We start from the raw sequence: 15,230 nt of genomic DNA, 5'->3' as shown, positions 1-15,230 counted from the left end.
AAATGTGGGATTAAAATTGGCGATCACGGCCTGATGGTACGCATGATAGGGTTTTGCAGGACGATCAACGTCTCGGTGGACTGAATTTCATCAATTGTTTGGATCTTGTTGATAAGTACATGCTGGAGCGCATCGATCGACCGGCACATGACCTTGATAAAGATGCTGTAGTGGCCGGTGGTGTAGTACGCCTCGGTGACTTCATCCAGACTCTCCAGTCTGGCCAGCGCCGAAGGGTAGTCTTTGGCGCTTTTGAGGATGATGCCGATAAAGCAGCCGACGTCGTAACCAAGTTGCTTCGGACTGACATCAATACGCGCGCCGGTAATGATCCCCGCCTGCTTCATTTTTTCTACACGGACGTGAATGGTCCCCGGACTGACGCCAAACTGTTTCGCCAGTTCGGCGTAGGCGGTACGGGCATTTTCCATTAAGGCATCCAGAATGCCGCGGTCCAGATTGTCGATCTGATAATTTTCCATAGGTTTTTCTTATGTGTATTAATGATTCACTCTATTTTAGCGGTTTATTTTAACGAATCAAAATCGAATGCGGCTTTTTGTTTGTTGATTATTGAATATTGCCCCCATTCTGTTGCTTAATCATAGGCAACAGGACGCAGGAGTAATAAAAATGAAAACCGCTTACATTGCCAAACAACGCCAAATTAGCTTCGTGAAATCTCACTTCTCTCGTCAACTGGAGGAGCGTCTGGGTCTGATTGAAGTCCAGGCACCGATCCTTAGCCGTGTAGGGGATGGCACGCAGGATAACTTGTCGGGCTGTGAAAAAGCGGTGCAGGTGAAAGTGAAAGCGCTGCCAGATGCCCAGTTTGAAGTCGTTCATTCACTGGCTAAATGGAAACGTCAAACTCTGGGACAACACGACTTCAGCGCGGGCGAAGGGCTCTACACGCACATGAAAGCCCTGCGCCCGGATGAAGATCGTCTCTCTCCGCTCCACTCGGTCTATGTCGATCAGTGGGACTGGGAACGCGTGATGGGCGACGGCGAGCGTCAATTCTCCACTCTGAAAAGCACGGTAGAGGCTATCTGGGCGGGAATTAAAGCGACCGAAGCGGCGGTAAGCAAAGAATTTGGTCTGGCACCGTTCCTGCCAGAGCAGATCCACTTTGTTCACAGCCAGGAATTACTGAGCCGTTATCCGGGTCTTGATGCAAAAGGTCGTGAACGTGCGATCGCCAAAGAGTTAGGTGCGGTCTTCCTGGTGGGGATTGGCGGCAAGCTCAGCGACGGTCACCGCCATGACGTTCGTGCGCCGGACTATGATGACTGGAGTTCTGCATCCGAACTGGGGTATGCCGGTCTGAACGGCGACATCCTGGTCTGGAACCCGGTGCTGGAAGATGCGTTCGAGCTTTCTTCCATGGGGATCCGTGTCGATGCCGATGCGCTGAAACATCAACTTCGGCTGACCGGTGATGAAGATCGCCTGAGTCTGGAATGGCACCAGGCGCTGCTGCGTGGTGAAATGCCGCAGACTATTGGCGGTGGCATTGGCCAGTCGCGTTTAACCATGCTGCTGCTGCAACTGCCGCACATTGGCCAGGTTCAGTGCGGCGTATGGCCCGCACAGGTTCGTGAAAGCGTTGCCTCTTTGCTGTAATCTTATCGCCGCCAGCGTCTGAGCAGGCGGCTTCGCATCCCGGTATCAAAGCGCCAGATATGATCGAAAATGCGCATGATGCCGGGTTTGCCATGTGCTGACATTGCCACCGCATGAAAGCGATGCTGATGGACACGCTGTAACTCCCCGACTTTACTTACCACGTCGTCAGGCAAGCGCTGGGCGATAAAATCTGAAATCACCACCGCATCAGCATCAAACCATTCCCGTCCCTGCATGCGTTCAATAATGGCGCGAAAACAGCTGGCGATGTCCGTACCGCCGCGAAATCGTTGGCTCAGAAAGCGGATAGCTTGCTCAATACCTTGCGGACCGGAAAGCTCGTAGCGCACCACTTCCGTGGAAAACAACATAATGAAGCAGCGACGGTTATCGGCAAGGGCGATGCGCATTAAGGCCAGGCAAAAGGCCTTCGCGCACTGTTCATTAAAGCCGCCCATCGAACCGGAGGTGTCTACACACACAATGAACGGTCCGCGTGGCTGTTCGTCGAAATCCTGATGAATCACAGGTCTCTCGGTTACCTTCTCGCGCCAGGCTTCACCGTGTAGACGATAAGTGAGCAACTGCTTTTCCACCAGCCGCCGGTAGAACTCATACTCCAGTTCCGTTATGCCGAGCGTGGCCAGTTCCGGCGGCAACAGACGTAAAATATCGTCACTCTGCTGTATACCGTCAACCTGCTCGGGTACCGTTGCAGGCTCGCGCACCAGCGTGCGAAAGGTCTCCATCGGTGCATCTTTTCGCGGGACGGATTTAGCTTCTCTGGAGCGGCCCAGTTGCTCAGCCAGCCGCATCAGCTCCGGCTGTTCGCTCAGGAAATCACCGTACTTCACGATCAACTGATAATCACCCCGTCTGAGCTGGCCTGCGCTCATATCCCACAGCCGACCTGCAGCGGTCTCGTTTTCCGCCAGAACCGGATCCAGTTGACCGCTCAGGGTCATTCGTTCCTGAACTTCACTGAGCAGTTGCTCACGTTCTTCTTCAAGCAACTGTTGATTGAGCGTGGTGGCCTGCACCACCAGACTTAAGCGCCAGCGCTGCAAAAAGAGCGTGTGCAGGGCGGGAGTGAATATGGCGTTACTGTCCACCAGTTGCTGTGCCTGTCCGCCATACGGTGAGTGCAGGCGGTGCAAAAGTGTCAGTATTTGCGGTAGCTGGACGATGAACTGCGGGGTGGAGAGGAGCTGGCTTTGCTGATAACACATCACCTCTTCCGTCAGCTCCGGCGGAACGCGCGCGTCCTTTAACCGACTGCGTAGCGCTTCGCGCCAGCGCGGTAGATCGTCGGTGATTGCCGCTTTCAGGCGGGGGAATTTTTCAAAAAAAACCGCCAGCTGTGGCGAGGCCAGCAGCGCGAGGATCATCTCTTCGATCATCCCCTCTTCACTGACGGCTAACATGACATTGAGCGTATCCAGTGTCAGCATTGTTGCGCCTGGCGGATCTGCTCACCCACATCCTGAAGGCTGGCCTCGATACGACCTAACCAGTCGCTATGAATAAACAGGCACTTTTGTTGCTCGCTAAAGCGGGTATGCTGCTGACGCCAGTCGTTTTCCAGCTCTTCCAGTTGCTGCTTAATCTCGCCTGGCATGGCCTCTTCCGATGAACCAGGAAGTGCCAGTCGCGTGCCCTGTAAACTGACATCACGTACCACCAGATGCTGGGCGCTATCGACTTCCATATTCAACGTCTGGGCAAATCCGATCCCGTTGAGTTTGCCGCGGATCTCGCCCCCTTTCGCCAGCCATTGCTCCAGCGCACTGCGTTCAAAAGCGATATGGATCACTTCCATATCGTGCAGTTTCAGCGGTTTTTGCAGGAGCAGCGTCAGGTTTGCTGCGGTAACCTCGGCTGGCAAATCGTAATGCGGACGGCGACTGAACATGCCCCCCTGACGCAGCACCGTAAAAGCGGTTTTATCGCTTTGCTGCTGCTGCAACTGAATGCGTCGCTGAACGATACCGCCGAGGCGCGTCAGCATTGCCTGCTGTTGCCAGGCGTGCCCGGTCATCAATATTTCGAGCTGCTGTTGCATCAGGTTCAGGCTCTGGGCGTCATACCACAGGCAATCCTTCAGCAGGATGAGATCAATAGGGGCGACAGCGTCGCGTCCGCTAAAGAAAGCGCTGGCCTGTAACAGACGAATGGCTTTTTTCCAGCGGCGGTCTGAGACGTAGGGCGCATTCGGCAGATTATCCAGTTGCTGGCGCAGTGTAAAAATCAGCTCAAAAACATGATCGGGCAGCGTAATGGCGCCAATGTCCTTCTGCCACCGGTAATACTCTTCATCGCTCACCTGTAGCGAGGCGGGAACCGGGTTTTCGCTTTCGTTATGTTGGCCGATCAGCAGGGAGCGAAAGTTGGCTTTATCCTGCACTTTGTCCAACCACAGGCGGATCAGCATACGGTCGTACAGCGCTTCCAGGCTGCTGTCTGCTTCCGGCAGTTCGTTGGAGGCCGCCACCAGCAGACGCATAGGGATTTTCTCTTCGTGCGCGCCGTTGCGAAAATGACGTTCGTTAATGGCGGTCAGCAAGGTATTGAGGATTGCCGGACCGGCTTTCCAGATCTCATCGAGAAAAACGATTTCTGCTTCAGGAAGGTAGCCTGCGGTTAAGCGTTCGTAACGACCTTCATCTTTTAGCGCCTGAATAGAGAGCGGGCCAAAAACCTCTTCCGGCGTGGAGAAACGCGTCATCAGATATTCAAAGGCGCGCGCATTCTGGAAGGCAAACTTCAGCCGGCGGGCGATTAAGCTTTTGGCTATCCCCGGAGGGCCAAGCAGGAAAACACTTTCGCCGCTCAGGGCGGCCAGCAGGCAAAGCCGGATGGCGTGACTGCGCTCATAGAGACCTTTTTCCAGCGCATTGCTCAGGCGGGAAATTCTTTCCGCTAATAAATGTGGGTGAGCCATAATAGAGTGGCGTCCTTTCATTAAATGTACTGCGTTAACAGCGAGTATAGCCGTTTCAGCTCAGAGGCTGAACTTGTCCAAGAGGCTGTTTATTTTTCTTTGAGCCAGGTTAATCTGGACTCATTTAGGGGTACGATTTTGCTTTGAATCGTGCATACTGTGCGCTTTTTGTGGGCCAAGGGACTACGCACACATTTCTTTATATATGAAAGACTAGTCTATGAGCACTGATAATAAGCAATCATTGTCTGCGGTAACCCTCGCAGCCATTGGGGTTGTCTACGGTGATATTGGTACCAGCCCACTTTATACACTTCGTGAATGTTTGTCCGGTCAGTTTGGTTTTGGCGTTGAACGCGATGCCGTTTTTGGTTTTTTGTCGCTGATTTTCTGGCTACTCATCTTTGTGGTTTCCATTAAGTATCTGACTTTCGTCATGCGTGCAGATAACGCTGGTGAAGGGGGGATCCTGACGCTGATGTCGCTGGCGGGACGTAATACCTCCGCACGAATGACCTCTATGCTGGTCATCATGGGTTTAATTGGCGGCAGCTTCTTTTATGGCGAGGTGGTGATCACCCCGGCCATCTCGGTGATGTCGGCCATTGAAGGTCTGGAGATCATCGCGCCACAACTGGATACCTGGATTGTCCCGCTGTCGATTATCGTCCTGACGCTGCTGTTTATGATTCAGAAGCACGGTACCGGGATGGTGGGGAAGTTGTTTGCGCCCATTATGCTGGCCTGGTTTTTGATTCTGGCTGTACTTGGCCTACGCAGTATTATTGCCAATCCGGAAGTGCTGCAGGCGTTGAACCCGATGTGGGCGGTGCATTTTTTCCTTGAATACAAGACCGTCTCCTTTATCGCGCTTGGCGCAGTGGTGCTGTCGATTACCGGCGTTGAAGCGTTGTATGCCGATATGGGGCATTTCGGTAAGTTCCCTATTCGCCTGGCATGGTTTACGGTGGTCCTGCCATCGCTGGTGCTCAACTACTTTGGCCAGGGGGCGCTGCTGTTAAAGCATCCGGAAGCGATAAAAAACCCGTTCTTCTTGTTGGCGCCGGACTGGGCATTGATTCCCCTGCTGATCGTTGCGGCACTGGCGACGGTGATCGCTTCACAGGCGGTAATTTCAGGCGTCTTCTCGCTGACGCGTCAGGCGGTTCGTCTGGGATATCTGTCGCCCATGCGCATCATTCATACGTCAGAAATGGAGTCCGGGCAGATCTATATTCCGTTCGTCAACTGGATGCTCTATATCGCGGTGGTGATAGTGATTGTCAGCTTCGAGCACTCCAGTAACCTGGCGGCAGCGTACGGGATCGCCGTAACCGGTACGATGGTACTGACTTCGATTCTCTCGACAACCGTGGCGCGTAAAAACTGGCACTGGAATAAGTATTTCGTGGCGCTGATCCTCGTCGCGTTCCTGTGTATCGACATTCCGCTGTTCTCGGCAAACCTCGATAAACTGCTGTCAGGCGGTTGGCTGCCGCTGTCGCTGGGGCTGGTGATGTTCACCATCATGACCACCTGGAAGAGCGAACGTTTCCGCCTGTTGCGCCGTATGCACGAGCACGGTAACTCTCTGGAGGCGATGATCGCCTCGCTGGAGAAATCTCCGCCGGTACGCGTACCGGGTACTGCGGTGTATATGTCTCGCGCGCTGAACGTGATCCCCTTTGCCCTGATGCATAACCTCAAGCACAACAAGGTGTTGCATGAGCGGGTTATCCTGCTGACGCTGCGTACTGAAGATGCGCCGTACGTGCATAACGTCCGTCGTGTGCAGATTGAGCAGTTGTCGCCGACTTTCTGGCGCGTCGTTGCCAGCTACGGCTGGCGTGAAACGCCGAATGTTGAAGAGGTCTTCCACCGCTGCGGTCTGGAAGGGTTGAGCTGCCGGATGATGGAGACGTCGTTCTTTATGTCGCACGAGTCGTTAATCGTCGGCAAGCGTCCCTGGTATTTACGTTTGCGTGGCAAACTCTATCTTCTTCTCCAGCGTAACGCCCTGCGCGCGCCCGATCAGTTTGAAATCCCGCCTAACCGCGTGATTGAACTGGGGACACAGGTCGAGATTTAATATCTGCAACACCTTCGCCCGGCGGCGCTGCGCTTTCACGGGCCTACGAAAATGGTAGGCCGGGTAAGCGCTGCGCCACCCGGCAAAAAACCTCTCCACATGCCACTCTATTTCACTTAGCGAAACGTTTCGACGGCGATCACAAATCTGTTACGTCATGATGGTTATTTGCTCACATCTCAGACTACACTAAACACCAGCGAAACGTTTCGCTAGTGGAGCAAGAAAATGAAGAAAGGCACAGTACTCAATTCAGAGATTTCATCGGTTATCTCCCGTCTGGGGCATACCGATACGCTGGTGGTGTGTGATGCAGGTTTACCCATCCCACACAGTACAACACGTATCGATATGGCATTAACCCAGGGCGTACCTTCTTTTATGCAGGTACTGGATGTGGTGACCCGTGAAATGCAGGTTGAATCGGCCATTCTCGCAACGGAAATTAAACAACATAATCCGCAACTCCACGAAACGTTGCTCAGCCACATTGAGCAACTGCAACAACACCAGGGAAACACCATAGAAATTCGTTACACCACGCATGAACAATTTAAAAAACAAACCGCAGACAGTCAGGCGGTAATTCGCAGCGGGGAGTGTTCCCCGTATGCGAATATCATTCTCTGTGCTGGCGTCACTTTCTGAGGCCGTCATGGACGCATTACTGCAACTCAAAGGGATCGATAAAGCGTTCCCTGGCGTGAAAGCGCTATCCGGCGCCGCACTCAATGTTTACCCCGGTCGCGTGATGGCGCTGGTGGGGGAAAACGGTGCCGGCAAATCCACCATGATGAAGGTGCTGACGGGCATTTATACTCGCGATGCCGGTTCACTGTTGTGGCTGGGGAAAGAAACGACCTTTAACGGTCCTAAATCATCCCAGGAAGCGGGGATCGGCATCATCCATCAGGAACTTAACCTGATCCCGCAACTTACCATTGCGGAGAATATTTTCCTCGGCCGCGAATTCGTTAACCGCTTCGGCAAAATAGACTGGAAGAAGATGTATGCCGAAGCGGACCTTCTGTTAGCTAAACTCAACCTGCGCTTTAAGAGCGACCGTCTGGTGGGTGAATTGTCGATTGGCGACCAGCAGATGGTCGAAATCGCCAAAGTGCTGAGCTTTGAGTCGAAAGTCATCATTATGGATGAGCCAACGGATGCGCTCACCGACACCGAAACCGAATCCCTGTTCCGCGTGATCCGCGAACTGAAGTCGCAGGGACGCGGTATTGTCTATATTTCTCACCGAATGAAAGAGATCTTCGAGATTTGCGATGACGTGACCGTTTTCCGGGACGGACAGTTTATTGCCGAACGTGAAGTGGCCTCACTGACCGAAGATTCGCTGATTGAGATGATGGTGGGCCGTAAGCTCGAAGAACAGTATCCGCGCCTGGATAAAGCACCGGGTGAAGTCCGCCTGAAGGTCGATAACCTGTGCGGACCAGGCGTGAACGATGTCTCTTTTACCCTGCGTAAAGGTGAAATCTTAGGGATTTCTGGTCTGATGGGGGCCGGACGTACCGAACTAATGAAAGTTCTGTATGGTGCACTGCCGCGTACCAGCGGGTATGTCACGCTCGATGGACATGAAGTGGTTGCGCGTTCCCCGCAGGACGGACTGGCAAACGGCATTGTCTATATCTCTGAAGACCGCAAGCGCGACGGTTTAGTGCTCGGCATGTCGGTGAAAGAGAATATGTCGCTGACCGCGCTGCGCTATTTCAGCCGCAGCGGCGGTAGCCTTAAGCATAAAGATGAGCAGCAGGCGGTGAGCGATTTTATTCGCCTGTTCAATGTGAAAACCCCGTCGATGGAACAGGCTATTGGTTTGCTGTCCGGGGGCAACCAGCAGAAAGTGGCGATTGCCCGTGGCCTGATGACCCGTCCTAAGGTGCTGATCCTTGATGAACCCACCCGCGGTGTGGACGTTGGGGCCAAGAAAGAAATTTATCAGTTAATTAACCAGTTTAAGGCCGACGGCCTGAGTATCATTCTGGTCTCATCTGAGATGCCAGAAGTATTAGGCATGAGCGATCGAATTATCGTCATGCATGAAGGGCATCTCGGCGGTGAATTCACTCGCGAGCAGGCCACCCAGGAAGTTCTGATGGCTGCCGCTGTGGGCAAGCTTAATCGCGTGAATCAGGAGTAAAAAAGATGACTACCCAGGCTGTTTCTGGTCGCCGTTATTTCACCAAAGCGTGGTTGATGGAGCAAAAGTCTCTCATCGCCCTGCTGGTGCTGATCGCGATTGTCTCGACGTTGAGCCCTAACTTTTTTACCGTCAATAACCTGTTCAACATTCTTCAGCAGACATCCGTGAACGCCATTATGGCGGTGGGGATGACGCTGGTTATTCTGACGTCGGGTATCGATCTGTCAGTCGGTTCCCTGCTGGCGCTCACCGGCGCGGTTGCGGCTTCAATTGTAGGGATTGAAGTTAACGCGCTGGTGGCCGTTGCAGCAGCCCTGGCATTAGGTGCCGCTGTAGGCGCAGTAACGGGCGTGATTGTGGCGAAAGGCCGTGTGCAGGCGTTTATCGCCACGCTGGTCATGATGCTGCTGCTGCGCGGCGTGACGATGGTGTACACCAACGGGAGTCCGGTTAACACGGGCTTTACCGATAACGCCGATCTGTTTGGCTGGTTCGGCATCGGCCGTCCGCTGGGTGTGCCGACGCCAGTCTGGATCATGGGGATTGTTTTCCTGGCGGCATGGTACATGTTGCACCACACTCGTCTGGGTCGCTATATCTATGCGCTGGGCGGTAACGAAGCGGCAACGCGTCTGTCCGGTATCAGCGTCAGTAAAATCAAGATTATCGTCTATTCACTGTGTGGGCTGCTGGCGTCGCTGGCCGGTATCATTGAAGTGGCGCGTCTCTCCTCTGCCCAGCCGACTGCCGGTACAGGCTATGAGCTGGATGCCATCGCGGCCGTTGTGCTGGGTGGGACCAGTCTGGCGGGCGGCAAAGGACGTATTGTTGGGACCTTGATCGGCGCATTAATTCTGGGTTTCCTCAATAATGGTTTGAATTTGTTAGGTGTTTCCTCCTATTACCAGATGATCGTCAAAGCGGTGGTGATTTTGCTGGCGGTGCTGGTAGACAACAAAAAGCAGTAACAACGACTACAGGACATCTTAAATATGAACATGAAAAAACTGGCTACCCTGGTTTCTGCTGTTGCGCTAAGCGCCACCGTGAGCGCGAACGCAATGGCGAAAGATACCATTGCGCTGGTGGTCTCTACGCTTAACAACCCGTTCTTCGTCTCGCTGAAAGATGGGGCGCAGAAAGAAGCTGATAAACTGGGTTACAACCTGGTGGTACTGGACTCCCAGAACAACCCGGCGAAAGAGTTGGCGAACGTTCAGGATTTAACCGTACGTGGTACCAAAATTCTGCTGATCAACCCGACAGATTCCGACGCGGTGGGTAACGCTGTGAAAATGGCGAACCAGGCCAATATCCCGGTCATCACCCTTGACCGTCAGGCAACCAAAGGCGACGTCGTTAGCCACATCGCGTCTGATAACGTACTGGGTGGGAAAATCGCCGGTGATTACATCGCCAAAAAAGCGGGTGAAGGTGCGAAAGTTATTGAACTGCAAGGTATTGCCGGGACTTCAGCGGCGCGTGAGCGTGGTGAAGGTTTCCAGCAGGCCGTTGCGGCACACAAATTTAACGTCCTGGCCAGCCAGCCAGCAGACTTCGACCGTACTAAAGGTCTGAACGTGATGCAGAACCTGCTGACTGCGCATCCGGACGTGCAGGCTGTCTTTGCACAGAACGATGAAATGGCACTGGGTGCGCTGCGTGCTCTGCAAACAGCAGGTAAATCTGATGTGATGGTGGTCGGATTTGACGGTACGCCTGATGGCGAAAAAGCGGTAAATGATGGCAAACTGGCTGCGACTATCGCACAGTTACCGGACCAGATCGGCGCGAAAGGCGTTGAGACGGCAGATAAGGTACTGAAAGGCGAGAAAGTTCAGGCCAAGTACCCTGTTGACCTGAAGCTGGTCATCAAGCAGTAACTGGCGATTCAGGCGACCGCGCGTTGCCTGAGGGACTAAATATAAAGAAAAGAAAGTGTGGCATACGCCACCGGGTAATACCGGTGGCTCCCTCAGATGGACACCCCGAACATGAAAACCGCAGGCAATCTTGTCGTTCTTGGCAGTATTAATGCCGACCATATCCTGAACCTTAAAACATTCCCGACGCCAGGTGAAACCGTCACCGGAAACCACTATCAGGTGGCTTTTGGCGGTAAAGGCGCGAATCAGGCGGTGGCTGCGGGTCGCAGTGGGGCGAATATTGCGTTCATTGCCTGCACGGGCGATGACGATGTTGGACGTAACATCCGCAAACAGCTTATTAGTGACAACATTGATGTCGAACCGGTCAGCGTCATCAGCGGTGATTCCACCGGCGTGGCGCTGATTTTTGTGAATGGCGACGGTGAAAACGTTATTGGTATCCATGCTGGCGCTAATGCGGCGCTTTCCCCTGCGTTAGTCGAGGCGCAGCGCGAGCGTATTGCTCAGGCATCCGCCTTGTTGATGCAACTGGAGTCGCCGATCGAAAGCGTGCTGACGGCCGCGAAAATCGCAAAGCAAAACAACACGATTGTGGCGCTGAATCCGGCTCCGGCACGTGAGTTATCTGACGAACTGCTGGCGCTGGTGGATATCATCACCCCGAACGAAACTGAAGCGGAAAAGCTGACGGGGATCCGTGTCGAAAACGATGAAGACGCGGCGAAAGCAGCCCAGGTCCTGCACGAGAAAGGCATTCATACCGTTCTGATTACGTTAGGGAGCCGGGGCGTCTGGGCCAGTGTGAATGGCGAAGGCCGCCGGGTTCCTGGATTTAAAGTTGACGCTGTCGATACTATCGCTGCGGGCGATACCTTCAACGGCGCGCTGATCACCGCTCTGCTGGAAGAAAAGCCGCTGTCTGACGCGATTCGCTTTGCCCATGCCGCTGCGGCGATTGCCGTGACCCGTAAAGGCGCGCAGCCTTCCGTGCCGTGGCGTGATGAAATTGAGGCGTTTTTAGGTCAGCAGAGGTAACGCTTGGCTACCATGAAGGATGTTGCCCGCCTGGCGGGCGTTTCCACCTCGACCGTTTCGCACGTCATTAATAAGGATCGCTTTGTCAGTGAAGCGATAACTGAAAAAGTTAATGCAGCGATCAAGTCATTAAATTACGCGCCTTCTGCGCTGGCGCGTAGCCTGAAGCTGAATCAGACGCGTACCATCGGCATGCTGATCACGGCGAGTACCAACCCTTTTTACTCCGAACTGGTACGTGGCGTTGAGCGCAGTTGTTTTGAGCGCGGCTATAGCCTGGTGTTATGCAATACCGAAGGCGATGAGCAGCGCATGAACCGTAATCTGGAAACCCTGATGCAAAAGCGGGTGGACGGCTTACTGTTGCTCTGTACCGAAACACACCAGCCGTCGCGTGAAATCATGCAGCGCTACCCCTCAATCCCTACCGTTATGATGGACTGGTCGCCTTTTGATGGTGAAGGGGATAGCGATCTTATTCAGGATAACTCGTTACTCGGTGGCGACCTGGCTACGCAGCATCTTATTGATAAAGGCTTTACTCGCATCGCCTGTATTACCGGGCCGCTTGATAAAACCCCAGCGCGGTTGCGTCTGGAAGGGTATCGCGCTGCGATGAAGCGCGCCGGGCTGGTTATCCCGGACGGTTACGAAATTACCGGTGATTTTGAATTTGGCGGTGGGTTTGAGGCCATGCAGAAACTGCTTTCTCATCAACCTCGTCCGCACGCTGTTTTTGCCGGCAACGATGCGATGGCGGTAGGTGCTTATCAGGCGTTGTATCAGGCCGGATTGCGAATTCCGCAGGATATGGCGGTGATTGGCTACGACGACATAGAACTGGCGCGTTACATGACGCCGCCGCTTACCACCATTCATCAACCAAAAGATGAACTGGGGGAATTGGCCATCGATGTGCTGATTCATCGTATGGCGCAACCCGCCCTGCAACAGCAGCGTCTGCAACTTACTCCTGTTCTGATGGCGCGGGGCTCTGTGTAGGCTTGTGTCGCTCTTTGATCAGGTTGCGACCATCTTTGGCTCTCAGCAACATGAACATCAGGGCTGACACGACAGTAATCGCGCCCATCGTAATAAAGGTGTAGTGGAACTGTTCGACCGTATTGGTTCCCTCCATCCCTTCATAGATGCGTAGTACCGCTGCGCTGATTGCCACCCCTAAACTGATGGACAACTGCTGCGTAACAGCCAGTACGCTGTTGCCGCTGCTGGCGTTGTCATCAGTCAGATCGGCCAGCGTAATCGTGTTCATCGCGGTGAATTGCGTTGACATCGCCATCCCCAGAATGAACAACGGTAGAATCAACAGCCAGACGGGCATGGCGGGGGATTGCAGAGAGAACTGCGCGATCATTAGCCCAATGAAGACAGTGATGCCCACCAGTGTGGTTCGATAACCCAGACGGCGCAGCACTTGCGTTACCATCGATTTCGCCAGTATTGAGCCCAGTGCGGTGGGCGCCATCATGCAACCGGCAATCAGCGCCGGGAAGCCAAATCCCACCTGTAACATCAGCGGCATCAGGAACGGCACACATCCCGTCCCAAGACGGGTAGCAAGGTTGCCGGAAATACCGACAGAGAAGGTGCGCGTCTTAAACAATGACAGCGATATCAGCGGAGTCGGGTGGCGTCGCGCGTGACGAACATAAGCCAGCAGTAACAGAATGCTCAACAGAATAATGGTCAGCGCTATCCAGGTGGCGACAATTTTCTCGCCAAACAACTCCATCCCGCTGGAAAAGAGGACCAGGCTCAGACCAAAAAGAAAGAAGCCGGTCATATCAAATTTGCGCCGTGGGGTAGTGAAGTTCGGCATATATTTGCGCGCATACAGAATGCCGGCGACGCCTATCGGAATATTGATCAGGAAAATCCAGTGCCAGCTGGCCCAGGTAACCAGAACGCCACCCAGTACCGGACCCAGGATGGGGCCGACCAGTCCAGGCATAGTCACAAAGTTCAGCACCGGCAGCAGTTCGCTGCGCGGGTAAGCTCTTAATAATGCCAGGCGTGCAACCGGCATCATCATTGCGCCACCAATCCCCTGAATCACGCGAAAAAGGACCAGCTCCGGTAGCGTACTCGAAAGTGCGCAGGTGAGGGAACCGAGCGTAAACAGGCTGACGGCAACCATGAATACACGTCGGGTGCCAAAGCGATCGGCCAGCCATCCACTCACCGGGATCAACATAGCAACCGTCAGGGTGTAACTGATAATCGCAGACTGCATTGCCAGGGGGGAGCGATTGAGGCTCTGGGCGATGGCGGGTAAAGCGGTATTAAGGATGGTGGCGTCCAGTGCTTGCATGAAGAAGGCCATTGCCGCTATCCACGGCAATCCAGCCATACTGCGTGCTTTTTTGTTGGTCATGCACAATCCTGGTCGTTTTCTGGACGTTCATTCGGGGCTATCAGCAGAGCCTGACAAGCCTTAAACGCACCGTCGCCGTCGCTTTGTGCAATGGCGTCGACAATGGCCTGATGCAAATCCAGCTTCACAACGGTGTTATAAGTAATTGAATTAAAGTAGGTGTGGTAGACAGAATGAAACAACGAAGCAAAAGAGGTTAAGAACGGGTTCGCGCTCATTTCGTAAATATGCTCATGCCAGGCCATATCCACTTCAATCCAGCGTTCGCGTTTAAAGTTCTTTTTCAGCGCGACCATCTCTTCCATTAATGTATTCAGGTGTGCTTTTTGCTCCGCTGTGCCAATTGTCGCTGCCAGCGAGCACGCCTGAGGCTCCAGGCTGATACGCATCACCAGAAAGTGTTCGATAACCTGCTGAAAATTTTCTTCGGTCATCCACCAGGTGAGTAATTCCTGATCGAGGAAGTTCCAGTTTGCCTGTGGCATCACGCGGGTGCCAATACGAGGGCGCGGCAACACCATCCCTTTGGCAGTTAATGTTTTGACTGCTTCCCGAACGGCGGTCCGGCTTACACCAAACTGTTCGCCCAGTTCTATTTCGCCAGGGAGAATAGTGCCAGGGGCATATTCACCTTTGAGGATCTGCTGCGCGAGCTTCTCAGCCAGAACATAGGAAAGGTTTTTTTGTGCAGCCAGCTGCTGTGCGCTTAAAGACATTACGCTTTGTCCTTTATCTTTTTCTTACTCATTAGTATGCCACCAGGAAGTGTGATTGCGGTTGCAAAAACAGCAAAACGCTTATTTTATGGCACGTTAATACCCGTTTTGGATAAATATTACGCACTCGGAAAATTATTTTAAATTTCCCCTTGTCAGCCTGAAATAACTCCCTATAATGCGCCTCCACTGACACGGAACAACGGCACGCAAGCCGCCGGGTCAGCGGGGTTCAGAGATGAACGCCCACAGAGAAAAGCGAAATAAATGCTTGACTCTGAAGCGGGAAAGCGTATTATGCACACCCCGCGCCGCTGAGAAAAAGCGAAGCGGCACTGCTCTTTAACAATTTATCAGACAATCTGTGTGGGC

General features: G+C 53.5%; 13 protein-coding genes. 8 read left to right on the top strand and 5 right to left on the bottom strand.

The genetic code is table 11. The features are described from left to right. Nucleotides 1-23: 23 nt before the first annotated feature. Nucleotides 24-482 (bottom strand): transcriptional regulator AsnC, encoded by a 459-nt coding sequence (gene asnC / locus ACERJC_RS14815; RefSeq protein WP_152400853.1) that lies wholly within the window; start codon nucleotides 480-482, stop codon nucleotides 24-26. A gap of 151 nt (nucleotides 483-633) precedes the next feature. Here asnC and asnA point away from each other — a divergent pair, with 151 nt between their 5' ends. Continuing rightward, on the top strand, nucleotides 634-1,626 hold the full coding sequence (gene asnA / locus ACERJC_RS14810) for an aspartate--ammonia ligase (protein WP_178827102.1): 993 nt from the start codon (nucleotides 634-636) through the stop codon (nucleotides 1,624-1,626). A 2-nt stretch (nucleotides 1,627-1,628) separates the two neighbouring features. Here the strand turns inward: asnA and viaA are convergent, their stop codons facing one another. Both viaA and ravA read right to left on the bottom strand, forming a co-directional pair. Further along, a complete protein-coding gene (gene viaA / locus ACERJC_RS14805) occupies nucleotides 1,629-3,080 on the bottom strand; it encodes an ATPase RavA stimulator ViaA (protein WP_373671978.1) in 1,452 nt (483 codons plus the stop codon). Next, nucleotides 3,074-4,570 (bottom strand): ATPase RavA, encoded by a 1,497-nt coding sequence (gene ravA, locus ACERJC_RS14800; RefSeq protein WP_152400859.1) that lies wholly within the window; start codon nucleotides 4,568-4,570, stop codon nucleotides 3,074-3,076. The genes viaA and ravA overlap by 7 nt, the downstream gene beginning before the upstream one ends. A gap of 220 nt (nucleotides 4,571-4,790) precedes the next feature. Here ravA and kup point away from each other — a divergent pair, with 220 nt between their 5' ends. From kup to rbsR, 7 genes are all read left to right on the top strand, one after another. Beyond that, nucleotides 4,791-6,659, top strand: coding sequence for a low affinity potassium transporter Kup (gene kup / locus ACERJC_RS14795; RefSeq protein WP_152400861.1), 1,869 nt, complete (start codon nucleotides 4,791-4,793; stop codon nucleotides 6,657-6,659). A 228-nt stretch (nucleotides 6,660-6,887) separates the two neighbouring features. Further along, nucleotides 6,888-7,307 (top strand): D-ribose pyranase, encoded by a 420-nt coding sequence (rbsD, locus tag ACERJC_RS14790; RefSeq protein ID WP_152400862.1) that lies wholly within the window; start codon nucleotides 6,888-6,890, stop codon nucleotides 7,305-7,307. A 7-nt stretch (nucleotides 7,308-7,314) separates the two neighbouring features. Further along, nucleotides 7,315-8,820, top strand: coding sequence for a ribose ABC transporter ATP-binding protein RbsA (gene rbsA / locus ACERJC_RS14785; RefSeq protein ID WP_152406225.1), 1,506 nt, complete (start codon nucleotides 7,315-7,317; stop codon nucleotides 8,818-8,820). 5 nt (nucleotides 8,821-8,825) lie between these two features. Next, entirely contained in the window at nucleotides 8,826-9,791 is a 966-nt protein-coding gene (rbsC, locus tag ACERJC_RS14780) for a ribose ABC transporter permease (RefSeq protein ID WP_042998765.1), read from the top strand. 24 nt (nucleotides 9,792-9,815) lie between these two features. Beyond that, a complete protein-coding gene (rbsB, locus tag ACERJC_RS14775) occupies nucleotides 9,816-10,706 on the top strand; it encodes a ribose ABC transporter substrate-binding protein RbsB (protein WP_042998766.1) in 891 nt (296 codons plus the stop codon). Nucleotides 10,707-10,817: 111 nt separating this feature from the next. Beyond that, the gene (gene rbsK / locus ACERJC_RS14770) at nucleotides 10,818-11,747 is read left to right on the top strand and encodes a ribokinase (protein WP_373672124.1); all 930 of its coding nucleotides are present in this window, start codon (nucleotides 10,818-10,820) and stop codon (nucleotides 11,745-11,747) included. Nucleotides 11,748-11,750: 3 nt separating this feature from the next. Beyond that, a complete protein-coding gene (gene rbsR / locus ACERJC_RS14765) occupies nucleotides 11,751-12,749 on the top strand; it encodes a ribose operon transcriptional repressor RbsR (protein ID WP_373671977.1) in 999 nt (332 codons plus the stop codon). Here rbsR and mdtD read toward each other — a convergent pair. Both mdtD and ACERJC_RS14755 read right to left on the bottom strand, forming a co-directional pair. Next, a complete protein-coding gene (mdtD, locus tag ACERJC_RS14760; RefSeq protein ID WP_373671976.1) occupies nucleotides 12,715-14,142 on the bottom strand; it encodes a multidrug transporter subunit MdtD in 1,428 nt (475 codons plus the stop codon). The genes rbsR and mdtD overlap by 35 nt on opposite strands. After that, on the bottom strand, nucleotides 14,139-14,858 hold the full coding sequence (locus ACERJC_RS14755) for a FadR/GntR family transcriptional regulator (RefSeq protein WP_152400869.1): 720 nt from the start codon (nucleotides 14,856-14,858) through the stop codon (nucleotides 14,139-14,141). The genes mdtD and ACERJC_RS14755 overlap by 4 nt, the downstream gene beginning before the upstream one ends. Between the last annotated feature and the right edge of the window lie 372 nt (nucleotides 14,859-15,230).

This window comes from Citrobacter telavivensis (assembly GCF_041807075.1).
Classification (GTDB): Bacteria; Pseudomonadota; Gammaproteobacteria; order Enterobacterales; family Enterobacteriaceae; genus Citrobacter_A; species Citrobacter_A telavivensis.
The sequence above is the reverse complement of the archived record's forward strand: the minus strand, read 5'-3'. Positions and strand labels throughout refer to the sequence as shown.